This is a genomic window from Novosphingobium sp. BL-S-34 (genome assembly GCF_056857015.1).
Map to the genome: position 1 here is coordinate 2,203,438 of NZ_CM166472.1, position 23,331 is coordinate 2,226,768.

Here is a 23,331-nt window from a genome sequence, read left to right on the forward strand (position 1 = left end):
CGTCGCCCAGCTTCAAATTAATTCCCCGGCTTAGAAGCGGAAGCCGCTGATTAAAGCTACCTGATGGCGGGAGACGCCAATGCCGCTATCCACGTCATCGTAGCCGTAGTTGCCGTAGTCACTGTAGCGGTATTCGATACGAGCGAAAGTCGACTGCGTGACCGTGACTTCCGCTCCTGCGCCGAGCCGAAAACCATCAAGATTATCGTGATCTTTGTACTTTTCGCCTTCGTAGCGGATGCTAAGGTTGGCCCGTGCATTGGTGTAGCCGCCCTTGGCATAAAGCAATACGCTGGGGGAAACGTGGAAGCCGATGCGCGCGCCGACGTAGAGGTCGCGGCCCGCCGAAAGCTTCCAGCGGTCGTCGGCAAACAGTAGATTGTCATAGCTCTGGTTGGTTGTCGCGCCGGTGATCTCGCCTTCAACGCCTACGACTACAGGACCAGTGTCATAATCGTAACCAAGCGTTGCGCCATACAGAAAGCCGCCTTTGCTTTCGTCCAGATCATCGTAGCTGAGATTGGTGCTGTCATAGCCCACCACGACACCGGCCTTAACGCCGCTTGCGGTGGTAACGTCTTGCGCAAAAGCTGGTGAGGCGATCAGCGCGAGTGTCGCTGCTGCGATATGCTTTTTCAATGTAAGTCCCCAAAAAAGTGCCGCCGAATGTCGGTGAGCGATCACTATTATTTGAGGCCTGCAAATCAAGCTGAATGAGCCTGGATATTTATTAAAATTCCCGTTATTTCTGATTGGCATAAAAATTCATCAGCAATGGTCAAGATTAAAAATGACGATATCCCAATGATACTAACCTCATTGCAGAATTTTAATCGAGATTATCTGATTGTGTTTCGTAACGGCCATGGCGCTGTTGATTTAATATGCCGGCACCATGATCCGTCCGGAAGCTGCTGAATTTCGGCGCCGTACTGCCTCCCTGCCTGTATGTATTTAGGCCGTTGCGCGGCCAAAGTGGATCAATCCGTGTCGCGCCATCTTAACGCTAGAAGCCCAGCGGCAGACGTTAGGCGGACACATTTTAAGGGCGGCAAGTCAACGAGCGCCGGCCCTTTTCGCTTCTTCTCGGCAATGAGCTCTTAGCAAAGCCGTCGTCTGAGTAATGATTGCGGCACGATGAATGTCCTCGGTTTGAAGCGGTAGTCCCTGCGAGACCGGCTCGTGTCACTTTGACGCGTGACCACGATCTTTGCCATTGCAGCCCTTGCGGCGCGCTGCCTTCGGGTTGGCTCCCTCTTTAATCTCCGAGCTCTTGTCCTCCACTATTTCCATGGCAGCTTTTACTCTCATCCAACGCGCCGGATCAGAAACCTCCAAAAGGCGCTCACCAGCAGACCACTTATCCCGCCCAAGGATGTCAGCCGCGCGCTGCTCCGGCCAATGCCAGCTTTCCGGCATGCGGCGATCGATGGTCGGTGGAACGAGATTTCCGAGGATAGTCCCCGCCACGAGGGCAACGCTGGCGGCAATGAGCAGCCATATCAGCTGTCTCTCTTCCTCCAAGGCAGAAGCCACGACACGTCCAATGGAATTGGCCGTCGCTTGCAGCTCGTTCTGCGCCTGCCTCCACGCCGTGTGATCTGCCTGACGCCCATTTCTTCCGGCCGCCTCGATCTGTTCGGCAATCCTCTGCGGGGTCAGCGTCATCGCCGGTTTCTGCATCAGCTGGTCAACAAAGCCGCGAACGGATTCAAACCGCGCGTCGATCCTGGCCAGTTCGGGGCTGTAGTCGCGTCCGTGCACCTCCTGGAATTTGACGGCAAGGCCGTCGATGGCGGCGGTAAGTCCTGCCAGGCGCTGGCCCATGGCTTCAAACGCAGCGGCAGGATCGAGCTCTTCGGGGGTCTGGTTCTGGGGCATTCAGCCAGCCTAAAGCCCGAGGCCGCGCGAACGCCAGCGGTCTACCCAACCCTGGATTTCCTGAGATAGCGATTTTTTCTCAAACGATCCGAAGCCCATTTCGGCGCCGCGCTTTCGCAGCCGCGACTCGAGTTCAGGGTCGCGGTGAAGGCTCTTGGCGAGGTGATCGATTCGCGCCATGGCCTGCTCTTCACCGCGCGCGTTGCCCATCTTCTGCATGCGCATGAACTGCTGGGTCTGGGTCTGCCATTCGTTCACGAAGCGGTCGGCGCGCAGATCGGCCGCGATGCGGATCTCGCTTTCAGCCATCATCGCCTGGATAGCGCGGCGGGTCTGTCCCTTGCCGGCTTCATCGGCGATTTCAGGCTCTTTCCGGATCGCGGCATAGAGATCGCGCGCACCGTGCTCCTGCACGCGGTCGAGATTGTCGGCCGCCCTGGTCATCTCTTGATGTTGCAGACCAATCGGTTTCAGCCCTTGCTCACGCATCCTGAAGATATCCTGCGCCGCGCGCCCATAGCGCTGCACCGCGATCTCGAGCGGCGCAGCCTGCCGCACCTGCCCAGGCGCTTTCAGCCTGAGCCGGGCGAAGGGGTCGCGCCTCACAACGATGGCGGGTTCCGGCTCGCGCTTTTTCTCGAAGGCAGGGCCGTAATCGGAGGTCATGTCCTTCAAGCGATCACGGCTGAGCGCACGCACCAGCTTCGCGCGGTCGGCAAAGTCGTCCTTGCCATAGTGCAGGTCGACCTCGCCCCGGTGGCGCGAGAGCGCCACGTAGGCGCCGTGGCGATCGAGCCCCGGGGTGGCGAGGACCTGGACGCGGTCGACGGTCATGCCCTGCGCCTTGTGGATGGTCGCGGCGTAGCCGTGATCGACATCGGCATAGTCCTTGAGATCGAAGGCGACGGAGCGGCCATCGTCGAGCATGACCGCCATGTTGAAGGACGAGACACTGCGCAGTGTTCCCAGCGATCCATTCTTCACGCCCATGCTGCGCTCGTTGCGGAAGAACATGACCCGGTCGCCCTCCGCGAAGCTGCGCTCGCCGCGCTCTACCTTGAGCGTCACATCCTCGCCGAGCTCGCCTGCCTGCCGCAGGCGAGCTCGTGCTGCCTGATTCAGCTCGCCGACCTCGCCATTGGTGTGCGTGAGGATGATTCGGCTGGCTTCAGGATGCGCCTGGCGATCACGGTCCCATTGCCCGACCAGCGCCCCTCGCGCAGCATCACGGCTCGGCGCATGATGGACATGCCCGGCTCGCTCGTAGGCCAGCAGCGCCTCGCCGGTCCGCCCGGTGGCCAGATCGCGCGTGGCCTGACGCTGCCACTCCTCACCCTGCCGGCGCACTTCCATTATTTCTACGCAGCCGTGCCGCTCGGCAATGCTGCGGAAGGCGGCCCCTGCCTCGATTGCCTGAAGCTGCTCGGGATCGCCCACCAGCACGACCTTGGCACCGCGCTTTTCCGCCTCGCGGATCACCCGCTCCATCTGCCGGGTGCCGACCATGCCGGCTTCGTCAATGACCAGCACCGAGCGATCGGTCAGCGGTTCGCGCTCCTGCCCCCATTGCCGCTCCAGGCTGGCGATGGTGCGGCTGGCAATTCCCGAACCGCTTTCGAGGTTCTCGGCTGCGATCCCGGAGAGCGCGGCACCGTGCACTTCGTAACCTGCCGAGCGCCAAGCATCGTGCGCCACGCCGAGCATCGCGCTCTTGCCAGTGCCGGCGTAGCCGATCACCGAGGAAAGCCCCCGGTTGTTGGTCACTTGCTCGAAGGCGCCGCGCTGCTCGCCGGAGAGGACAAGCCCGCGTGCTTCGGCGCGTGCCAGAGCCTTTTCCTGGATTGCGCGATTGACGCCGTGCCGCCGGCCGGCATCGAGCCTGATGGTGGCATTCTCGAGCCGTCGCTCGGTCTCGATCATCGCGCGCGAAGTGAAACGATCCTCGCCGCGCCCGTCCTTGCCCAGCGTGACCAGCTCGGGCGAGGAGCGAACCGCCCCCAGCACCTGGTCGAACTGCTCTTTCCCGTCACTGTGCCGATGCACAAACCTGGCGAGGTCACGGGTAGTGAAGGTTGCCTGTTGGTGCGTGATGGCATCGATGGCAATTGCCGGATTGGCGAGGATCCTCTCGCCGTTCGACCGCGCGATCGCGTGATGCTCTTCGAGCCGCTCGCTCTCGAGACCCTGCCCGGCCATGCGCGCGGCGGCCGGACCGATCTTGTGCTGCGGCTCCAGATCGATCCCCTGGGCTTCCAGCGATCGGTGATCGATCCGCGCATCGATATCGAGCTCGGCCAGCCGCTGGTTGACATGGGTCTCCCAGGCTTCGCGCCAATGGGTGAGCAGTTCGGTGCGGTTCCAGTCACGGACCTTGGGGCCGAACCTCTCCTCGGTCACTTCGCGCATGCCCAGCATCACATGGGCATGGGGCTTGGGCTGTCCGTCTTCGCCGATATCCCAATGCACATTGAGATCGGCGACCATGCCGCGCGCCACGAACTCGCGGCTGACGAAGTCACGCGCCAAACGAATGCCTTCGGCCTGGTCGAGCTCGCGGGGAATTGCGAACTCGACCTCGCGGCAGAGCTGCGCGTCCTTGCGCTTCTCGGCCGCCTCGACATCGTTCCAGAGGCGTTCGCGGTCGAGCCACTGCTCGGGGGCGTTCTCGGGGAGCAGGATCTCCGAGTGGACGACGCCCGCCTTGTTCGAAAAGTCATGATCGCGCCCCAGCCGCTCATCGTGCAGCCGCGAGGCGGAACGATAGGCGGCGGCGGCCACCGCCGAGGAGCCGGCGGCGCGGGAAATGACTTTGGCCGAGAAATGGTAGATCGCCATGACAGCGATCCATTTACACTTCAAGCAGCGCGTCGGCACGACGTATAAGCGCGCCCTCGAACGATTTCATCGCACTCGGGAACACGAAATCCCAGAAGATTTCACGCTATTGTTTGCCGCTGAGACTCCCATTACCTGAACCGTCCGCCTCCAGCAACGAAAGGACGGACCATGCGCAAACCCCGTGACTATGACACCGAACTCAAGGCACTTAACGACAAGGCGCGGCAACTCAAAACACGCAAGACCAGCCAGCTCGGAGAACTGGTGAATGCAACAGGAGCCGACGCTCTTTCCGCCGAGGTTCTGGCCGGCGCCCTGCTCGATGCTGCCACCACCACCGACGCGTCCAGAAAGGAGGCGTGGCGGGGGCGCGGCGCTGCGTTCTTTTCAGGAAACGGTAAAGGCACTCGCGCGGGAGCTGGCAACAAGCCGCGCCGCGCTGCGGCGGAACCAGGCGGCGCGCAATTGCCACTTGGCGAGCAGGGCGCGGCATGACCGCCGCGACTGGCAAGTGAAGCGGCGCGAACGCACCCGCCGGCTCATCGAGCTCGGCGGGCTGGTCGTCAAAGCCGAGCTGGTCGAACTGACCGAGGATGACCGCGCGGTGATCCTCGGCCTGCTGGTCGACGCAGCGGCCAGACTGCGCAGCGCGGATCGCGAGCAGGCGCTGACACTGTGGCGGCGGCGCGGTGTGCGGGCCTTTAGCGATCCGTTAGAGAGTTAGTCTCACAGCGGTCCTTGGCCCCTCGGTCGCCGCACGCGACGACCGAGGGGCCAAGTTGCGGGGGAAAAGCGATGCCTAAAGAAAGGCCGTTTCGAGCAATTCCGATCCAGCACGGTCGGCAATTTCGACAGCGCCGCCTTGTCCGGGATAGACGCGCGACTATCGGTAAAATCACGGCAGGCTTCGTCGTGGCCGCGCTTGTTGGCGGCGCCGCCGGTTATCTCAGTTTGCATGGTGATGCCGTCAGCCTAGTCGCAGCCCGCCTGCTGCCGGATACAGGCCCTCCGGCGGCGATCAACAACTGGGGCTACTATGCCGATTGCGACGCGGCGCGCGCGGCAAGCCGGGCGCCGATCAAAGCGGGCGAGCCGGGCTACCGTGTCGAGCTCGATGCCGATAACGACGGCACCGCGTGCGAGCCCTATTACGGCCCTCGTTCGCACCGCCGACGATCGCGCTTCCACTTCTAGACTGCGCGAAAGATCGACGCCCCCCGATCACGCCGCATGCGGTGCAAGCGCCGACCATTCCAGTCAGTCCTTGGCCTAAGGATTCCCGTCTGTTACCCTGCCAAGGCGCTGCGCAAAGGGCAGCGCCGGGACTGGTAATCCCGCAAGTGAGCCTAGCTCGGAAAACTCAGTTTTCCGGGGTGCCGTCGCGCATGTCCAAACCTTCGGGTGAAAGGCGGCGGCGCATGTCACTTGCATGTTACCAGCTCCGGCGGCTCCCGCGCGTTAGCGTGCGGGAGTTCGGGACTGGTCCGCATGGTTCCTTAGCCTTCCGCTGCCCCGCATGATGCGGACCCGGAGGTGCTAAATGAACAGCCTTGTTCCTGCGACTTCACCCGATGAAACGGCCGCCGTCGCCGCGGCGCTGAGTTCCCTGCCCCGCGACAATTCCGCGCTCGCCGCGCTGTGGAAGATCTACGGCGCCGAACCGGTGCGGCTGGTCCGCACCCAAGAGGGCCGCAAGCTCAGTCTTGCGCGCTACATTCGTGCCCAGGAGTTCATGGGCAGCCTGGCGCCTGGCGCGCCCGGGGGCTGGCCTGATTTCCTCTATTCGACAGGGATCGTCGTGCAGTTGGCGCTGTCCTCGCATCTGCTTGATGTCGGCTTCCCGGACAGCTGGTGCGCCCGCTACATCAGCCTCAATGTCGACCGTTCGCTGGCTTACGCCAACGTCACCGCGTTCGGCTACGATTGCGCCGAGACCGCGCGGCTGATCCAGGTGCTGGCGCCCTATTGGAAATGGAACCGGCGCCACTTCATGGGCGGCAAGCATCCCGATGACGGCGGCTTCACGCCCGATCAGGTGCGGATGCTGGTGGGTGGGCTCGTCGACCACGTCTGCCATGTCACAGGGCATGCCCGTTCGCGGCGGCGAACAACACCGTCCTGACCTCGCGCCCAGCGCAGGCGATCAGCGGAGACCGAAGGCTCGGGGCAGAAGCGCGCCCGAGCCTTCGACTACCTAAAATGTAGCGGATCGACCGGCGCTGCGTGCATCGGGACGGCATGAGACGCATCTGTCAAAATTGCGGCTCCGGATCCGAAAATTTTTTTGGGGTCGATTCGGGGCACCCAACATCCTGTCCGGTGCACCCAACGTCATTCCGCGCCGTTTTAGCTGTTCCGCGCCGTTCAGCGCTGTTCTGCGCACTTGCAAGCGCCTCGGTTTGGCCCAATCTTGCTCACTGGCCGGCCAGTCCACCTCATCAAAACCGGAGGACATGCCACATGAACATGATGCCCCCTGATCGATTCCTGCGCCTCAATGTCGTGCTCGACCGCACGGGCCTGTCCCGTGCCACCCTCTATCGCAAGGTCCAGACCGGGACGTTCCCGGCGCAGGTCCGTATCGCTGCACGGTGCTGCGGCTGGCGCGAGAGCGCTGTTACCGAATGGATGAACAACCCGATCTCTTACACCGTCGAGGACTTCCCGCCCCGCTCCTGAACGACACCGTGCCAAGCGCAAGATCGGACGCGCCCGCGACAGCGGGCGCGTCCTGACTGCATCACCATCCCTTGCGCTGCTGCCGCTTCTTCGAGCGTATGATAAGCGTAATGGCCCGGCCCATCTCGTTCTGTACTCGCTGAGGGCTGATATGCAGCCGCTCCGCGATCTGCTCGTAAGTGAGCCTGTCGAACCGCATGAGGCAGAACACCTTGTAAGGCAGACCGGGAAGCGAATAGACCGCCCGGGCCAATCGGCGCAGTTCCGGGTCTTCGTACTCGGAAAAGGCATCGCGCAGGAACGCCTCGCGGATGCGCTGCTCCAGACCGTGGAGATAACCCATCATGCCGCGTCCTCCGTAAAGGCGAGGAGGAAATCCGCCGCCTTGCCGGCAGCGCTCGCCGCCCGGAAGATTGCCCTCTCGTCGGCACGCATGACCTCTAGCCACGCCCCAAGGTAATCGCGGTGCCGCACGGTGGGCTGGATACCGAGCGAGGCGCAGGAGAACGCCGCCGTCATCTCGGCAACGAGTTCCTCCCTGGCATACTGGGCCGAGCCGAACTTTCCGGACATGTCCCGGTTCAGCCTTGCCTTCCCGCCAGCCCAGTGACCCAGCTCGTGAAGGGCCGTGCGAAACCAGTTTACCGGATCATGGAAGGCAGCCTGCGGCGGAACCTGCACGTAATCCTGCGCCGGGGAATAGAACGCCTCGTCCCCGCCGATGCGAAAGTCCGCCCCGCTGGCAGCGATCAGCCTGTCGACCTCGGCAATCTGCATCACCGGATCTGGCACCCCCGGCTCCGCCATCAAGCGCTCGGGCAGCCCCTCCACCTGATCGAGATTGAAGACCACAAAGCGCTTCAGGAACGCGATTGTCCTCGCCTCGCGGTCGCCGCCCGCCGCCTTCTCGACTTCGTCCTTCGGGGTGAAGCGATCCGCGTAGCAAACGACTGTGCCCTTCTCGCCCCGCCGGACATTCCCGCCCGCCGCCAGGGCCTGCCGATAGGTGAGCCAGCGCTGCGACGTGAACTGCCGCTCCGCTGCCTCGCACCACAGGATGAGAATATTGATTCCCGAATAGGCACGCCCCGATGCCGCATTACACGGCATCATGCAGGGACACCGCGAACTATCCCAAGGCTGCACCCAGGGAAGCCTGCCTTCTTCGAGCTCAGCGATGATCCGCGCCGTGACTTCGCCGTAAAGGCTCTGACGATCGGTCCTGTTCATTTCTCCTACTTCCTTTCTCCAACCGCCATTGACCGGCGCCGGGGTGGCGGGGGGCGGCAGGAGCGGACCACAGGCCTCGCCTCGAATGGCGGGGCGCACCCGCAGGGCCGAAATGAAATGGAGGAGGCGGGCAGAACCCGCCTTGCGGCGCGCCATGGCGGGGCCAAGGGGCCGTGACGCCCCCCGCCAGCCAGGAGCAGGGCAAGCTCCGACGCGGCGCAGCCGCGGAGACCGCTGACGGGACGCGCAAGCGCGTCCAGCCCCGCCAGCGATCGTCACGGCTATGCCGACGAGACGCTGGAGGCGGCTCGGCCCGAGCGTCAGCGAGGGTAGAGCGCGGCCGTGCGCAGCACGGGGCGGCCAGATCGATTCCCCATGCCGATCTAAGGTCTGATTCACGTGGAACAGGAAGGGCAAGCGCGACTGAAATCGAAAAGTCTATTGGGCGACAGCTATGGCGAGTATTATCGCGCACTCGTTAGTAACATCGCGCAGATTCTCGTAAACTGCCAGCGCTTAAGCCATCATCGTTGAAGGCACCATCAGAACATTGTTTACGTTTTAGAAGAGCTTGGTTTTAATACGCGCCTTTTTTTGCCGCGGATTATCGGCACACCGGCTCGTCCCGGTACTTTCTTGCGGTCACATCACGTCATGCGTGAATGGCCATGCCTTGGGACAGAACTCCGCGGAGATAGCGGCCGTAATCGGAATTGCCGAGATGGCCGATCGCCCTTTCCAACTCATAGGCGCTGATGAATCCTTGTCGGAAGGCAACTTCTTCAGGACTAGCGATCTTGAAACCTTGCCGCTTTTCCAGGACACGCACGAATTCGGCGGCGTCGAGCAGACTATCGGGAGTGCCAGTGTCAAGCCAAGCATAGCCTCGCCCCATGATCTCTACCGAAAGTTGTCCGCGATCCAAGTATACCCGGTTGATGTCTGTGATCTCAAGTTCCCCTCGCGAGGAGGGTTTGAGATTGGCGGCAATATCCACCACTTGTGAATCGTAGAAATAAAGGCCAGTCACTGCCCAGTTGGAACGTGGTTTTTCAGGTTTCTCTTCGATAGCAAGAGCTTTCGAAGATTGATCGAAGGTTATCACGCCATATCGCTCTGGGTCGTTGACATGATATGCGAACACGCTCGCTCCACGGGGGCGCGCCGATGCGTGATTTAGCAGGTCAGGCAGGCCATGGCCGTGGTAGATATTGTCTCCGAGGATAAGCGCCGAAGGCTCTCCGGACACGAAATCCGCGCCGATTATGTAGGCCTGTGCCAGCCCGTCGGGGTTTGGCTGTTCGGCATATTCAAAAGACATGCCCCACTGTGATCCATCCCGCAGCAGCGCGCGAAAAGCCGGCAGGTCACGCGGTGTAGAGATAATCAGAACTTCTTGGATGCCTGCGAGCATCAGCACGCTGAGAGGATAGTAGATCATCGGCTTGTCGTAGACCGGCATGAGCTGCTTCGAGGTGGGCAGCGTCATGGGGTAAAGACGGGTTCCGCTGCCGCCAGCCAGAATGATGCCCTTCATGATAGTCCTTCTTTCAGCCTCATGCGGGCAAAAGGCATGTCAGGGCCGTTTCCAGCGACGTCCGCCAGTTTGGTAGAGCGATGCCGTGCCTGCGTTCAATCAACGTCGAGTCGAGGCGCGAATTGGCTGGCCGCGCAGCTGCGGTGGGGTAATCTGCGGTGCCAATCGGCCTGACGCGGGCGAACGGGCCGCCATGCTGGGACGAAATGGCAAAAATTGCTTTCGCAAAATCTGCCCAGCTGGTTTCGCCGGCCGCGGTCATGTGGAATATTCCGCGCAGCGCAGCATCACGGCGTCTCACAAGATTGCTGGCCACGGACAGGATACCATGAGCGACATCCTCGGCACTGGTCGGACTTCCAACCTGATCGGCTACGATCGCCAGTTCGTCATTTTGGCTCGCGAGGCGGAGCATGGTCTTTACGAAATTTTCGCCGAATGGGCTGTAGATCCAAGCCACACGTAGCACCGCTGAATCCGGCTGCTCCAGCAGCGCAGCCCGTTCACCCGCCAGCTTTGAAGCTCCATAAATGCTGGTGGGACGAGGCGCATCGCTTTCGACATAGGGGCGATCCAATTGACCGTCGAAAACATAATCGGTCGAGAGATGGACCAGTGGCACCCCAAGAGCTGCTGCTGCTCTGGACACTGCTCGAGCTCCCACTTCGTTGATGGCGAAAGCGAGCTCGCTTTCACGTTCTGCCATATCGACTGCCGTGTAGGCTGCTGCGGCGACAATGACATCAGGAGCAACCGCTTCCAAGGCGCGAAAGACGAAAGATGGATGAAGCAAATCCAGCTCAGGCCGCCCCAATGCGATCACTTCATGTCCGTAAACGCTGCCAAGTTTTTGCAGCGCCGTGGCGACCTGCCCGGACTTGCCAGTGACGGCAAATCTCACGCAGCAACTCCAATCGCAGCAAGCCCCAGCCTCTCGCCATCATAGCGCTCCTGCAATGGCTGCCACCACCAGGAATTTTCCAAATACCACCGTACTGTCTTCTCGATACCGCTCTCAAAGGTTTCGCCAGCTCGCCAACCGAGCTCGTTCTCCAGCTTGGTGGCATCAATCGCATAGCGAGCATCATGGCCGGGCCGGTCCGCTACGAATGCAATCAAATCTTCATATCGAGCCTGGCCCGGAACAAGAGCGTCAAGGGATTGGCAGATGCGGCGTACCACATCTATGTTCCGGCGCTCGTTTCTGCCGCCAACGTTGTAGGTTTCGCCGAGCCGTCCCCTCTCAATGATGGTTTCCAAGGCGCGAACGTGATCGTCTACATATAGCCAATCGCGGACATTTTTGCCGTCACCATAAATGGGCAGGGGCCTTCCCGCGAGGGCGTTGACGATTGTTAGTGGAATGAGCTTTTCCGGGAATTGGTGCGGCCCGTAGTTGTTCGAGCAATTGGAAACGACCACGGGCAATCCATAGGTCCGGTGCCATGCTTTGGCCAAATGATCCGAGGCTGCCTTGGAGGCGGAATAGGGAGAACTGGGATCGTAGGGCGTCTGCTCAGTGAACAGGCCTTCATCGCTGAGCGACCCGTACACTTCGTCAGTGGAAACATGAAGAAGCCGAAACGCCGTCCTTGCGGCTCCGCTGAGATTGTTCCAATAGCTTCGGGCGACTTCCAACAGCGTGAAGGTTCCCAGCACGTTAGCTTCGATGAAGTCAGCTGCTCCGGTGATCGAGCGGTCTACGTGAGTTTCGGCAGCTAGATGCATAATGCGACTAGGCCGGAATTTAACAATAGCTGCTTCAAGCGCTGCGCGGTCGCGAATATCGATTTTGCAAAACTGATGGTTGGCCGCCTCTTTGACCGCCCTTAAAGAGGCCTCAGAGCCCGAGTAATTTAGCGCATCGATGGTGAGAACATCATACAGTTTTTCCAGAACCAAATAACGAACTAGAGCCGAGCCGATGAAGCCTGCACCGCCAGTGACGATAACGCGCAAAGACATGGAATCACGGGCTCCAGCTGAAATAATCAAGCGACTTATTGAATGCAGGTTGCCTGCAGTCCTTAATTGAAAGAGTTTCCGGGTCGGCAACGTCCGGCCAAGCGATACCGATCAAGGGATCGTCCCAAGCCAGGCCACAGTCGCATTCGCGATCATAGTAGTCCGTGACTTTGTAGCAGATGACCGTATCTGGCTCGATTGTGCAAAACCCGTGGGCGAAACCTGGAGGGATCCAGATTTGCTTACCATCCCCGGCAGTCAGTGTTGCTCCAAACCATTGTCCGAACGTCGGTGATCCATTTCGGATGTCCACCGCCACATCGAACAGCGCGCCAGCAGTGCAGCGCACCAGTTTGCCCTGTGAGCGCGGCATCGTTTGGAAGTGTAAACCGCGAATGGTGCCGACTTTCCGGCTGTGACTTTCGTTCTCCTGCACGAAGGTCCAATCACCGATGTTTTGCGTGAGCCAATCACGGCGAAAGATTTCCGCGAACGAGCCTCGTTCGTCTCCGACGCGCCGAAGCAAGATCAACGCCAAACCGGGGATGTCGAAGGTCTTTATCTCCATTCGTCACTTCCGTGTCGATCCTCAAGACTCTCTCAAAGGCGAGACTATGAAACCATGTTAAGACCCCTTTTCATATTCGTGCTTTCTAGGACAAGTTATCGGTAACTCCGCACAAGTGCCGGTACGGGCTTAGCAGATGCGAAAAGACCTTCGCGTGAGGTGCCCCTTGGTTTCCTCCAGCGCGGATTGGCGGATTGGAGCACAGAAGCTTTGTGAACCTGTTGACCCTGTCCCGGAAAATGCCTCCGGCGGGAATGCGAGAGATCTGGCAAAATCGAAGCTGATTTGAGCTGAAGATTTTGCATGAAGAAGTCGAAGTTCACGGGCGAGCAGATTGCGTTTGCGCTGCGTCAGGCCGAGGTCGGCACGCCTGTCGCCGAGGTGTGCCGGAAGATGGGCGTCTCGGAGGCGGCGTATTACCGCTGGAAGCAGTTATAAGGCGGGCTGGGGCCTTCGGAGCTGCGCATGACGCGGCAGCTTGAGGAAGAGAACCAGAAGCTGAAGCGGCTCGTGGCGGATCTGTCGCTGGACAAGGCCATGCTCCAGGAGGTTCTGGCAAAAAAATGTAGCGCCTGGTCGACTGCGCGAGATCGTCCATTGGGTGCAGGATCGTTATCGGGTGAGCGAGCGGCGTAGCTGCGCGGTTCTCCGGTTCGATCGCAAGGCGCACCGCTATCGGTCGATCCGAAGCGACCAGGCGCCGCTCAGGAACAGGATCAAGAAGATCGCCGCGACCCGCGTGCGCTATGGCTATCGTCGCATCCACGTCGTGCTTCGGCGCGAAGGTTGGACGGTGAATGTGAAGCGGGTAAACCGCCTCTATCGCCTGGAAGGCCTTAATTTACGGGCCAAAAGGTCCCGCCGGCACGTCATGGCCGCGCGGCGAGTGGAACGGCCGCTGCCTTCGCATAGGAACGAGATCTGGGCGATGGACTTCGTGTCCGATGCCCTGTTCGATGGTAAGCGCTTTCACGCCTTGACCGTCGTTGATGCCTACACCCGCGAGTGCTTGGCAATCCATGTCGATCTGGGGATCAAGGCTGAGCAGGTCGTCGCTGTGATGAATCGCCGGCTGTCGAGCGCGGCGGCGCGCCTGCCAAGATCAGGATAGACAACGGCCCAGAATTTATCTCTCGGGCGCTCGATCATTGGGCCTATATCAACCGCGTCACGCTGGACTTCAGCAGGCCTGGAATGCCGACGGACAATGCCTTCGTTGAAAGCCTTAACGGCCGGCTTCGTGACGAATGTCTGAACAACGCACTGGTTCTTGTCTTTGGACGACGCCAGGAGCGAGATCGAGGCTTAGCGGACGGACTTCAATGAGACCCGACCTCACACATCCCTGGGGTTCATGACACCGACCGAATTTGCTTCATCGGCCGGGGTTAACCCCGGCCGATGAAGTGCCGATTTCATTTTGGCCGGTGGCAAAACTTGGATAGGATATTTCTCTGTTGGACTCTCGTTATGATCGAGGGACCGCCGGGGAGAAGGTCACGACGTAGATCACAAACCAATTCGCAATAAGGCCTACAGCGGATTAAAATATTAGCGAATTATTGCCTTTGTGCACCCAATAAGCTTCCTACTTTTTGAGCACTTGAAGTTGCCGTAATCATGATATCATTGCCGTTGACCACAACTATAACATCCTCCAGGCCTATCAATGAAACATTGGTGCCATCGCTATCAACGAGTACATTACGGCAGTCAATAAGCTCCACATTCTCTGGACTGCGTACTGAATTGCCGCTTTCATCACGCGGGAGAGCTGCATGCAGAGCTTGCCAGTTGCCGATATCCGACCAGCTCATCTCAGCCGGTACCATCGCAGCATGCGACGTGTTTTCCATCACTGCATAGTCCACGGATTCACTGGGGACCGTCGAAAACGCATCGATGTCAGGATGAAAATGAGAGTTTTCCCAGATACCCTTCTCCACGGCGCCCGCGACACCCGATGCAATCTGGGGGCGGTACTCACGAAGCTCTTTGATGAAATCCGCTACGCGAAATGCAAAAATTCCCGCATTCCATGCATACTTACCTTCGGCTAGGAATGCCGTAGCGCGCTCGATATTGGGCTTCTCGATAAATTGGGCGGTGCGGAACGCACCTTGGCCGATCGGTTCGCCGCGCTTGAGGTACCCAAATCCTGTTTCAGCCGCGGTAGGTTCGATGGTGAGAGAAACCAGCCAGCCGTCCTTTGCTAAGTTTGCTGCGTTAAAAGCCGCTTCAGCAAAAGATGTGGGATCAGCGATATGGTGATCGCTAGGACAAATTAGCATGACAGCGTCACTAGGCAAACTGAAAGCGGCTAAAGCGATCGCGGCCGCCGTATTGCGTTGACTTGGCTCAACGATTACACGGGCATCGCCCGCTCCGTTCAGTTGAGCCTGAACATGCTCAAGGTGATTAAGTCCGGTAATGACGACTGGCGGAGCGAAGCCGCTAGTAGCGGGACAACGCGAAAGCGCTGCCTCAAAAAGTGTGCGCTCTCCTACTAGTGGCAAAAATGGCTTCGGCTTGGCAGCTCGGCTACGAGGCCAAAGTCGAGTACCGCTTCCGCCACAAAGGATGACTGGGACAACATTCAACATAGAGGTCTCAATTTCTAATTACTAAACTGAGCATTGGCCGTGGTCTGGCCTTCTTGCGTCTCAAGCACAAGCGGCGGCAATTAGTCAGTCCGCTCTTTTTCAACGCCGAATGCCTTTAGCAAACAGGCGATATTCGTTTTACATTCCCGCAACGTGAGGGGCGGCAGAATTCTCAACATTTTTTTGAGGCCAGCATGACTGAGCTCTCCTGCCGCATAGCGTCTGGCCAGGCAGATCACTACGCTGATCCCAAAATCGCGAGCCGTAAGTACGGCTTTGGCCGGCTTGAGGCCGCCGGCTTTGGCCATCTGCAGGCCGCATGGGAGCTTCTGTCTCTGCTACCTCTCAAATCGAAAAGTGCTGAGCTAAACCGCTTGCCTTCTACGAGGGAGGATTGACTAGATACTTATCTCCCAACGCTCCCGGGAGCTTAACCACAACCGTTACGACATCCGTAAGAGCCTCGAATGAGGTGACTTCGCCTGGCTCAATAGTTATGATGTCGCCCGCCTGCCACTCTTGGTCGAACATGCGTGCCCGCCCCTCAATGATAGCCGTGATTTCGGTTGCAACCTTGTGAAAGTGCGCTGCCTCAACCGTTCCCTCGGAATAGCGTTGAACCGCGACTTCGCAAGCATCGGATGCAAACGCAGCGGGGCTGAAAGCCCCAACAAACCAACCGCGTGTCATCTCGTCGAGACGGTTAGTCTTCATAATTCAGGCCTTTCACTGCGAATCGAGACGAGCAATCTGTCGCTCAGATTTCAACGGATGGAATAAGCTCGCGTCGATTGCATAAACGCCCAACTTCGCCTGAGCTAAAATCATTTCGTTTAGAGTTGGGCAAACGTAGTAAAGCCCACCAACATGAGCATTCTTTAAAATACTACGTTTAGCCGCCTCGACGAACATTCTACCAGTTTTGAACCAATAGTACCCAACCGTGGCGTGCTGACTGATGGGATTCTTCTCGGCTGTTTCTACGATTTGTCCTTCGTCGTCGAGTCGAGCGAAAGAATATCTTGGATGCACCGATGGAAAAATCACTGTCCCGCCATCATAGCCAGCTTGGTCGAACTCTTTGATTGGCTCGGCAAGGTCAATATCTACCCATTCATTCCCATTCAGGATAAGCAAAGGCTCATCGAGATTGATGTCCGATACGGCAAGTAAAGCCGTACATGCAGCGCCCGCAGTAACTCGCGATATGCGGGATACGGTTGCTCCAGGAGACAATTGGGTAACAACATTGTCTAAATGCCAGCGGTCGCAATCTTCTTCCTGAATTGCCACCACAAGCCGAACATTAGGTATTGACGCACATTGATCAATCAACCGCTGGATTAGCGGCTTTCCTCCAACCTCTGTTAGGCAAGAAGGATAGCCACTATCACGGTCATCATGCGCCCCTTCTGCGGCCAGGATGAGAACATTGGTCATGCCTGAATCTCCGCGCGCTCGATAGCTGCCATAATGTTGCTGTGATTCACATCATCAACGTCACGCACAATTAAAACGTGCGCACCCGACGCCTGCGCAGCACGAATACCGTTTTCGTTATCTTCTACTACAAGGCATTCGTGCGGGGAGACATTTAGTTTTTCCATCGCCTTCAGATAGATCTCTGGGGATGGCTTCGCTTGGCTAACATCTTCGTTCGAAAGCAGAATGTCGAGATAACGCCGTAGATCTGAGCGTTCCATCATTGTCTCAACAGTAGCTCGCACGGAATTGGAAGCTACGCCAAGCTTATAACCCTTGGCGCTCAGTGCAGACATAGCGTATTCGTGTGCGAAGCGAGGTCGACAGTGTTGGTAAATCATGTCCATTGTATAGGACTGCTTAAGATCGTTGAAAAAATCGTGCAATTCTCTCGGAAGGCCAGCGGTGACGCTTAACATTTCCAGTTTGCGTTTAGTGGGCAAGCCATCAAAAGTAGTGAGGTGATCGTATCGGGAGATACCAAAACCAAACAAGCCGAGAGCTTTATTCAGGGCTTCATAGTGCCAATCTTTTGCATCGATCAGCACTCCGTCCATATCGAATACGACAGCTTTTATCATGGTCAATCTCGAAAATAAGCCGCTGCCTCTTCAGGCATGTCGGTACAAAGAATAAGACCGGGCGCTAACTGCAATCCGGCTTCTTTTAGCTCACGCCAGAAGGGAAGATGATTTCGTTGATGTAACTCTGGCGACACGAGGCAAACTTGCAAACCCTTCGCGAGGTTTGCTCGCGCCACGTCGATCCGCCAGCTATCGGAAATGAAAGCGTCAAGCCAGACTCCTGCCGCCTCACCCAAGAACGGCGGATCCAACTCATATTCGCTGATCCGCACGAAAACCGGATTGCCCGCAGCTAACTGAGCGCGTGTGTCGGGTATCGACATGTCGAACACGAACCAGCGCGAATGACCAATCGATTCAAAATGCTGCCGGATATCGAGTGCCAGCCCGTCCGCTTTGATATTTATAGCAAGTAGAGCATCGCGATTAGAGGGCAGGTCTAGCAAAGCAGCTAGAGTTAACTCATTCCCTACTGGAGGGTCATGAGATATCACCAAAGTCTTCGCGCAATCGCGAACGTCCGTTTCCGTACCATAACCGAGCCTAAAAGACCGCTCAAAGGCTTTAACGGAGTTTTTTTCCGAATCGGTCTTCCAATATCCGCGGTGGCTGATGATTTCCATCAGAGCTTGGCTGTCGCGCGGGTTGATACCGGATTTTCAAGAAATTCACGCAAGTCTGCCGGAATGCCTAGGCCGTACATGCCACAACCTTCAGAACCAACGTCGAAAATGCCGATCCGTTGACCAGAGTTGATCAAACGGTTGTACACAGGAGCAACATAAAACTCGTTATTTACGCGTTCGTTGTCGTCTATCATCGACTGAGCCGCGGCTACGAAATCGCTTCCTTTGGAGAAGTTATAGATGCCAACAGTTGCGTCGTTCGATATGACGACCTTTTCAACCACTCGAGTTGCCATGCCGTTCTGATCGACGGATACGAACGACCACTTCGGATCATCAGCAGTCATCGTCATAATAAGGCCATCAAGACTACGATCATTTAGTTTTGCTATGTAGTCGTCAATGCAAATGTCTACATATTGGTCACTGTTGGCGATCATCAGGGGCTGGTCGCTGTCAATGAAGGATTGCGCAGCCATAACCGTGCATGCTGCCCCTTCGGTGACCCCATCAAGCAACACTATCTCGCTGCCCGGAGCCCATTGCGGCAGCGAGATGTCCAAGCCGTATTCCGCGATGTGAGACCGTTGACATATGAAAATAAACCGATGGGGGCATGATGGCCGCAGGTTGTCGATGACCAATCGGATCATCGGAACACCGTGAACGTCAATTAAGGGTTTCGGCTGAAGGTAGCCTGCATCCGCGAAACGGCTCCCCCGGCCTGCCATTGGAATAACGATGTTCATCACGGAACGATGGATCCCATTCAAAATTTAAAAAGCGATTTGGTCATGTCGTCTTCGACGATTTTGTGTGGCTCTATCGACTGCGATTGGGGAAAGTCAAGCCAAGCCCCCATCTACAGTGGGACCATCTGGTGAAGGGCGCTGAGGAGCCTTGATGGGTTGCGGAGAGGGTTGCCTTGTCCATAGCGCGGTGCGCGTGGCGTCAGTAGCCGGGGGCCAGCCGGTCGCCGGAGATCAATCAATCATTGGTGGTGACCTGCCCCCCGAAAGGTCCCTCATTCTGATGTAGAGTCTGTCCACGAGGAAGGAGCAGACGCATGAGGAAGAGCCGTTTTACCGAGTCGCAGATCCTTGGGATGATCAAGGAACAGGAGGCAGGGCTTCCAACGGTCGAGATTTGCCGAAAGCACGGACTGAGCACGGCGACGTTTTACAAACTGAAGGGCAAGTACGGCGGCATGGAAGTCTCCGACGTCCGCCGGCTCCGGCAGGCAGCTTGAGGACGAAAACGGCAAGCTCAAGCGGTTGCTGGCCGACAGCATGCTCGACAATGTGATCCTTAAGGATCTCTTGGGAAAAGTCTGACGACACTGGGTTTGCGGCGAGACGCGGTGCTCAAAGTGCTGGAAAGCTATGCCATCTCCCAGCGCCGCGCCTGCGTCCTGATCGGTGTCGATCCCAAGACGGTCAGGCGCGAACGCCCGCCAGACCACGGAGCCATCCGGACTGCGATGCGTGAGATCGCAGGCCAGCGCCGTCGGTTCGGCTATCGCCGGATCGGCGTCATGCTGGAGCGCAAAGGCATGAGCATGAACCACAAGAAGCTCTACCGGCTATATCGGGAAGAAGGCTTGTCTGTACGCCGACGACGTGGCCGCAAGCGCGCCCGAGGCAGCCGGACGCCGGTGCCGGGAGCACTTCGCCCTGGTGACCGCTGGTCGATGGACTTTGTCGCCGATACGTTTGGCGCATCGCGCAAGTTCAGGATTCTGGCGATCAACGACGATTGCTGCCGGGAAAACCTGTGCCTGATGGGCGACACCAGCATCTCGGGGGCTCGGGTGGCGCGCGAACTGGATGCGCTGGTTCGCCTGCACGGGAAACCGGCTTGCACTGTCAGCGACAATGGCACTGAATTTACAAGCCGAGCGATCCTGGAATGGGCGGGCAGGAACAAGGTGGAGTGGCATTACATCGGTCCCGGAAAGCCCCAGCAGAACGGCTTCATCGAGAGCTTCAACGGCTCATTGCGTGATGAGCTGCTCAACGAGGAGCTGTTCGACAGCCTCGCTGACGCCCGCCGGAAATTGGCCATCTGGCGCTACGACTACAACCATGTTCGGCCCCACTAATCGTTGGGAAATCGAACGCCTGCACAAGCGCGTCGGACGTTCGTGCAGGACGATAGCATCACGCCCGACGCGCTTGTGCAGGCGAGCGTGCCGGAATATTCAACCGCAAGACTCTCGTTATGATCGAGGGACTGCCAGGGGGCAGGTCACCTCGATGTCGCTTCCAAAGCGCAAAGTCCGGCCTTTCGTCAGGCGCAGCTCAACCATGGACGTCGCGCCTGGACCAGGGTTGTAGGCAACTTCAGGGGCTCGAACGGCAGGCAAGTCCAGGGGGAGAAAGGCAGGCTCGGGGGCGGCTCCCAAGAGCCCGCGCTGCTTCAAATCATACCGCCAAGTATAATCTGTTGTCGGGTTACACCGTGGCGCTGCGCCACCTCTGTCAGTGTCGCGCCATTCACGCCAACGGCACTGATGATCTCCAGCCGCTGCTGATCCGTCCACCGGCGCCGACGTTCCTGACCCAGTATCTCCGCCCTCATCGCAATCCCCGATCAAGAGACGTCGTTAGCGACGTCGCTATGACCGTCTCTTGAGATTATCACGCCATCAGGCAGGCGGTCCCAATCGGACGGTTACATTGAGATCGCGGTGTGTTTCAGTGTAGCCATCCGGTGAAAGCCGCGGCTTAGCGCGGATCAGGTGTTGATCTGACGCCGTGCTGGCTACCAGTTCCATGGCAGCAGCTCGTCGAGTTGACGGGCCGGATGCTCGGCGATGCGAGCGAGCACGTCCGCGAGCCAAGCCTGGGGATCGATGTCGTTCAGGCGGGCGGTCTGGATGAGAGCACGGCCGCGCGCTGACCGCCGCGATCAGATCCGCAGAACAGCCAGGCCTTCCGCTTGAGAGGCACGCAGCGCAGAGCGCGTTCTGCCGCGTTGTTCGTCAAGCATACCCTGCCGTCGGTGAGGAAGCGGGTGAAGGTGTCCCAGCGGCGGAGCATGTAATTGATAGCCTTGGCAAGATCGTGGTTGCGCGACAGCCTGACGAGCTGGGCGGTGAGCCAGGCGTGAAGCTCGGCCATGAGCGGCATACTCAGTTCCTTGCGCACAGCGAGCCGCTCGGCCGCGTCCTTACCGTTGATGCCGCGCTCGACATCGAACAGGGCATCGATGCGCTGCACTGCCTCGAGCGCGATTGGATAGATCATGCCGGCATGATCCCCGCGGCTCTTCTTGCGGGCTGCGCTGGCGACGTCGGCCAGTTCGAAAAACTTGCGCCGCGCGTGGGCGAAGCAGCCGGCCTCGAGCACGGGCGCCGGCATGCGTCCGGAAGCATAGAGCTCGCCGTAACCGCCATAGGCATCGGCCTGCAGGATCCCCGACCAAGACGATAGATGCGCTCGTGGATGTTCGCCTTGCCGATCGCGGGAGTAGTGGAACAGCGCCGCGGGCGGATCGGCGCCTGCGAACGGCCGGTCATCGCGCACGTAGACACAAACGAGCCGTATCGGTCTTCACATTTGCCATGACGGGCACGGTAGTATCGTCGCCATGCAATCGCTCGGCGGCCAGTACGTGCATCTCGATGAGGTGATAGAGCGGCATCAGCGCAAAGGCAGCGGCACCTACCTGATCGGCAAGCGTCGAAGTGCTCAGCGGGACGCCCTCGCGCGCGAAGCGTTCGGCCTGGCGGTTGAGTGGCTGGTGCTGCCCGTACTTCTCGAACAGCAGCATGGCGAGGAAGCTGGGACCAGCCCAGCCCCTCGGCGCGACGTGGAAGGGCGCAGGCGGCTGCGTGATCCTCTCGCAGTCCCGGCAAGAGAACTTCTCGCGCACGGTCTGGATGACCTTCCAGGCACGCGGGATTACCTCGAGCGTCTCGGTGACGTCCTCGCCAAGCTTGGACAGCCGGATGCTGCCGCAGGTCGGGCAGGAGCACGGCGCCGGCACCACGACCCGCTCGCGCGGCAGGTGTTCGGGAAACGGCTTCCTGGCTGGCCGCTTGCGTTCGAAGGCGGTGACAGTTGCAGTCTTCCCGGCCGCGGCTTCGGCAGCCGGATCATTTTCGGCGGCGTCGGCCTCAAGATCTTCGAGCTGCAGTTCTATCTGGTCGAGCAGGCGGCGGGTGCGCTCGGCGCTGGCGCCGTACTGCTCGCGCCTGAGTCTGGCGATCTGCAGCTTGAGGTGCGCGATTACCGCCTCGGTGGCGCTCTCGCGGGCATGGGCACTGGCGAGCTTGGCCTCGGCTTCATTGGCCCGCTGGGTCGCGCTCGCCAGCAGCGCCTTGAGCGCTTCGATATCGTCAGGAAGGGCGAAACGACGGCTTCCATGACCGCAATGGAATCACAGAAACCCGCCCGAATGAAGCCCAAAATGCGCCGGGCGAGAAGAAAACGACTACCCTATCCAGCGCTCTGCGGACGCCAGGAATACTGCGGGTTCTGCCAGTCGATCCCGTCGAGCAGGCAGGCGAGTTGCGAGACTGTCAGCGACACCATGCCGTCCTTCGCCGAAGGCCATACAAACCGGCCCTTCTCGAGCCGCTTGGCGTATAGCGACATGCTGCCGATCCCATCGTGCCAGATGAGCTTCACCAGCGAGCCGGCCCGCCCGCGGAATACGAACAGGTCGCCGCCATGGGGATCGCGTTTGAGGCCCTGCTGGACCAACAAAGCCAGCCCCTGCATCCCCTTCCTCATGTCCGTGTGCCCCATCGCAATCCACACTCGCGCACCCGAAGGTATCATCGCAGCGCCTTCAACGCTGAGGCCACCAGCTCCGGCGATGCGGAGGCAAAGATGCTGATCCGCTTGCCGCGCGCCAGGTCGATGACGATCGCCGGTTGCCCATCAGCGTGCGCGCCCTTGGCATCCTCGACCATCACGGCCGCGGCGAAACCGGGAGCTGGCAAATTATCGGCCTGCGGCTCAGCCTGCATCTCGCGCAGCTTCCGCCGCCAAGTATCGATCAGCGCTGACGAGATATCGTACCGCCAGCAAACCTCGGCAACGCAAGCGCCGGGAGCGAACGCCTCGTTTAGGATCTCCAGCCGCTCCTCGTCGCTCCAACGGCGGCGGCGCTCCGGCCCGGAAAACACTGTGATCTGGCCCATCGACCGCTCCAAAGCGCACTCCTACGAGCGCACTTAAGACCCGTCCCTCAGCTTATCGACAAGGCGGGACCCGCCGGATGGGTACGTTTCAGTGAAACGTCAAACCGAAATACTGCTCCGTGGTTGCTCTCCGCCCGATGCTTGGGCCACGTTGCTAATCGTGAACCCGTTTTCCATCTTATCGGA

Annotated in this window: 24 protein-coding genes and 3 pseudogenes; 7 read left to right on the plus strand and 20 right to left on the minus strand. The window is 59.2% G+C overall.

All coding sequences use genetic code 11. The features are described 5' to 3' along the window. Positions 1-30 precede the first annotated feature (30 nt). The 3 genes from AC1VV3_RS10500 to traA form a co-directional block, all read right to left on the minus strand. Positions 31-639, minus strand: coding sequence for an outer membrane protein (locus AC1VV3_RS10500; protein ID WP_482961692.1), 609 nt, complete (start codon positions 637-639; stop codon positions 31-33). Between the two features lie 546 nt (positions 640-1,185). Continuing rightward, on the minus strand, positions 1,186-1,881 hold the full coding sequence (locus AC1VV3_RS10505; protein ID WP_482961693.1) for a DUF6118 family protein: 696 nt from the start codon (positions 1,879-1,881) through the stop codon (positions 1,186-1,188). Between the two features lie 9 nt (positions 1,882-1,890). Further along, positions 1,891-4,716, minus strand: a complete 2,826-nt coding sequence (gene traA / locus AC1VV3_RS10510) for a Ti-type conjugative transfer relaxase TraA (protein WP_482962090.1) — start codon at positions 4,714-4,716, stop codon at positions 1,891-1,893. A 171-nt stretch (positions 4,717-4,887) separates the two neighbouring features. On the opposite strand from traA, the gene AC1VV3_RS10515 reads away from it, so the two are divergent. From AC1VV3_RS10515 to AC1VV3_RS10535, 5 genes are all read left to right on the plus strand, one after another. Next, positions 4,888-5,214 carry a conjugal transfer protein TraD gene (locus tag AC1VV3_RS10515; RefSeq protein ID WP_482961694.1) on the plus strand — a complete coding sequence of 109 codons (327 nt, stop codon included), beginning with the start codon at positions 4,888-4,890 and terminating at the stop codon, positions 5,212-5,214. A 16-nt stretch (positions 5,215-5,230) separates the two neighbouring features. Then, positions 5,231-5,443: a conjugal transfer protein TraD gene (locus AC1VV3_RS10520; protein WP_482961695.1), complete on the plus strand. Its 213-nt coding sequence runs from the start codon at positions 5,231-5,233 to the stop codon at positions 5,441-5,443. 71 nt (positions 5,444-5,514) lie between these two features. Next, the gene (locus AC1VV3_RS10525) at positions 5,515-5,913 is read left to right on the plus strand and encodes an excalibur calcium-binding domain-containing protein (protein WP_482961696.1); all 399 of its coding nucleotides are present in this window, start codon (positions 5,515-5,517) and stop codon (positions 5,911-5,913) included. Positions 5,914-6,259: 346 nt separating this feature from the next. Further along, a complete protein-coding gene (locus tag AC1VV3_RS10530) occupies positions 6,260-6,841 on the plus strand; it encodes a hypothetical protein (RefSeq protein WP_482961697.1) in 582 nt (193 codons plus the stop codon). Positions 6,842-7,179: 338 nt separating this feature from the next. After that, the gene (locus AC1VV3_RS10535) at positions 7,180-7,398 is read left to right on the plus strand and encodes a helix-turn-helix transcriptional regulator (RefSeq protein WP_482961698.1); all 219 of its coding nucleotides are present in this window, start codon (positions 7,180-7,182) and stop codon (positions 7,396-7,398) included. A gap of 61 nt (positions 7,399-7,459) precedes the next feature. On the opposite strand, the gene AC1VV3_RS10540 is transcribed toward AC1VV3_RS10535, so the two are convergent. The 6 genes from AC1VV3_RS10540 to rfbC form a co-directional block, all read right to left on the minus strand. Next, positions 7,460-7,744: a sigma factor-like helix-turn-helix DNA-binding protein gene (locus AC1VV3_RS10540; RefSeq protein ID WP_482961699.1), complete on the minus strand. Its 285-nt coding sequence runs from the start codon at positions 7,742-7,744 to the stop codon at positions 7,460-7,462. After that, complete coding sequence (locus tag AC1VV3_RS10545) at positions 7,741-8,628, minus strand: ArdC family protein (protein ID WP_482961700.1); 888 nt, start codon at positions 8,626-8,628, stop codon at positions 7,741-7,743. The genes AC1VV3_RS10540 and AC1VV3_RS10545 overlap by 4 nt, the downstream gene beginning before the upstream one ends. Positions 8,629-9,280: 652 nt before the next feature. Further along, positions 9,281-10,165 carry a glucose-1-phosphate thymidylyltransferase RfbA gene (gene rfbA, locus AC1VV3_RS10550; RefSeq protein ID WP_482961701.1) on the minus strand — a complete coding sequence of 295 codons (885 nt, stop codon included), beginning with the start codon at positions 10,163-10,165 and terminating at the stop codon, positions 9,281-9,283. A gap of 19 nt (positions 10,166-10,184) precedes the next feature. Beyond that, on the minus strand, positions 10,185-11,066 hold the full coding sequence (gene rfbD / locus AC1VV3_RS10555) for a dTDP-4-dehydrorhamnose reductase (RefSeq protein ID WP_482961702.1): 882 nt from the start codon (positions 11,064-11,066) through the stop codon (positions 10,185-10,187). Next, positions 11,063-12,124: a dTDP-glucose 4,6-dehydratase gene (gene rfbB, locus AC1VV3_RS10560; protein WP_482962091.1), complete on the minus strand. Its 1,062-nt coding sequence runs from the start codon at positions 12,122-12,124 to the stop codon at positions 11,063-11,065. Before rfbB ends, rfbD begins: the two co-directional genes overlap by 4 nt. A gap of 10 nt (positions 12,125-12,134) precedes the next feature. Beyond that, positions 12,135-12,698 (minus strand): dTDP-4-dehydrorhamnose 3,5-epimerase, encoded by a 564-nt coding sequence (rfbC, locus tag AC1VV3_RS10565; protein ID WP_482961703.1) that lies wholly within the window; start codon positions 12,696-12,698, stop codon positions 12,135-12,137. A gap of 303 nt (positions 12,699-13,001) precedes the next feature. On the opposite strand from rfbC, the pseudogene AC1VV3_RS10570 reads away from it, so the two are divergent. Next, positions 13,002-14,103, plus strand: a pseudogene (locus AC1VV3_RS10570) (IS3 family transposase). A 154-nt stretch (positions 14,104-14,257) separates the two neighbouring features. Here AC1VV3_RS10570 and AC1VV3_RS10575 read toward each other — a convergent pair. The 7 genes from AC1VV3_RS10575 to AC1VV3_RS10605 all read right to left on the minus strand — a co-directional run bounded on the left by AC1VV3_RS10575 (position 14,258) and on the right by AC1VV3_RS10605 (position 18,742). Next, positions 14,258-15,301: a mannose-1-phosphate guanylyltransferase gene (locus AC1VV3_RS10575; protein ID WP_482961704.1), complete on the minus strand. Its 1,044-nt coding sequence runs from the start codon at positions 15,299-15,301 to the stop codon at positions 14,258-14,260. 80 nt (positions 15,302-15,381) lie between these two features. Beyond that, positions 15,382-15,609 (minus strand): hypothetical protein, encoded by a 228-nt coding sequence (locus tag AC1VV3_RS10580; protein ID WP_482961705.1) that lies wholly within the window; start codon positions 15,607-15,609, stop codon positions 15,382-15,384. Between the two features lie 73 nt (positions 15,610-15,682). Further along, entirely contained in the window at positions 15,683-16,015 is a 333-nt protein-coding gene (locus AC1VV3_RS10585) for a cupin domain-containing protein (protein WP_482961706.1), read from the minus strand. Between the two features lie 12 nt (positions 16,016-16,027). After that, positions 16,028-16,741 (minus strand): glycosyltransferase family 2 protein, encoded by a 714-nt coding sequence (locus tag AC1VV3_RS10590; protein WP_482961707.1) that lies wholly within the window; start codon positions 16,739-16,741, stop codon positions 16,028-16,030. After that, positions 16,738-17,340, minus strand: coding sequence for an HAD family hydrolase (locus AC1VV3_RS10595; protein ID WP_482961708.1), 603 nt, complete (start codon positions 17,338-17,340; stop codon positions 16,738-16,740). The genes AC1VV3_RS10590 and AC1VV3_RS10595 overlap by 4 nt, the downstream gene beginning before the upstream one ends. 26 nt (positions 17,341-17,366) lie before the next feature. Then, positions 17,367-17,990 carry a PI-PLC domain-containing protein gene (locus AC1VV3_RS10600; RefSeq protein WP_482961709.1) on the minus strand — a complete coding sequence of 208 codons (624 nt, stop codon included), beginning with the start codon at positions 17,988-17,990 and terminating at the stop codon, positions 17,367-17,369. Continuing rightward, positions 17,990-18,742 carry a glycosyltransferase family 2 protein gene (locus AC1VV3_RS10605; RefSeq protein ID WP_482961710.1) on the minus strand — a complete coding sequence of 251 codons (753 nt, stop codon included), beginning with the start codon at positions 18,740-18,742 and terminating at the stop codon, positions 17,990-17,992. Before AC1VV3_RS10605 ends, AC1VV3_RS10600 begins: the two co-directional genes overlap by 1 nt. Positions 18,743-19,059: 317 nt before the next feature. On the opposite strand from AC1VV3_RS10605, the pseudogene AC1VV3_RS10610 reads away from it, so the two are divergent. After that, positions 19,060-20,217 (plus strand): annotated as a pseudogene (locus AC1VV3_RS10610) (IS3 family transposase). A gap of 194 nt (positions 20,218-20,411) precedes the next feature. Here AC1VV3_RS10610 and AC1VV3_RS10615 read toward each other — a convergent pair. From AC1VV3_RS10615 to tnpA, 4 genes and pseudogenes are all read right to left on the minus strand, one after another. Continuing rightward, positions 20,412-20,573 carry a transposase gene (locus AC1VV3_RS10615; protein ID WP_482961711.1) on the minus strand — a complete coding sequence of 54 codons (162 nt, stop codon included), beginning with the start codon at positions 20,571-20,573 and terminating at the stop codon, positions 20,412-20,414. 183 nt (positions 20,574-20,756) lie between these two features. After that, a pseudogene (tnpC, locus tag AC1VV3_RS10620) lies at positions 20,757-22,331 on the minus strand (IS66 family transposase). Positions 22,332-22,435: 104 nt separating this feature from the next. Further along, positions 22,436-22,732 (minus strand): IS66 family insertion sequence element accessory protein TnpB, encoded by a 297-nt coding sequence (gene tnpB, locus AC1VV3_RS10625; protein WP_482961712.1) that lies wholly within the window; start codon positions 22,730-22,732, stop codon positions 22,436-22,438. Between the two features lie 44 nt (positions 22,733-22,776). Then, entirely contained in the window at positions 22,777-23,145 is a 369-nt protein-coding gene (gene tnpA, locus AC1VV3_RS10630; protein WP_482961713.1) for an IS66-like element accessory protein TnpA, read from the minus strand. Positions 23,146-23,331: the final 186 nt, after the last annotated feature.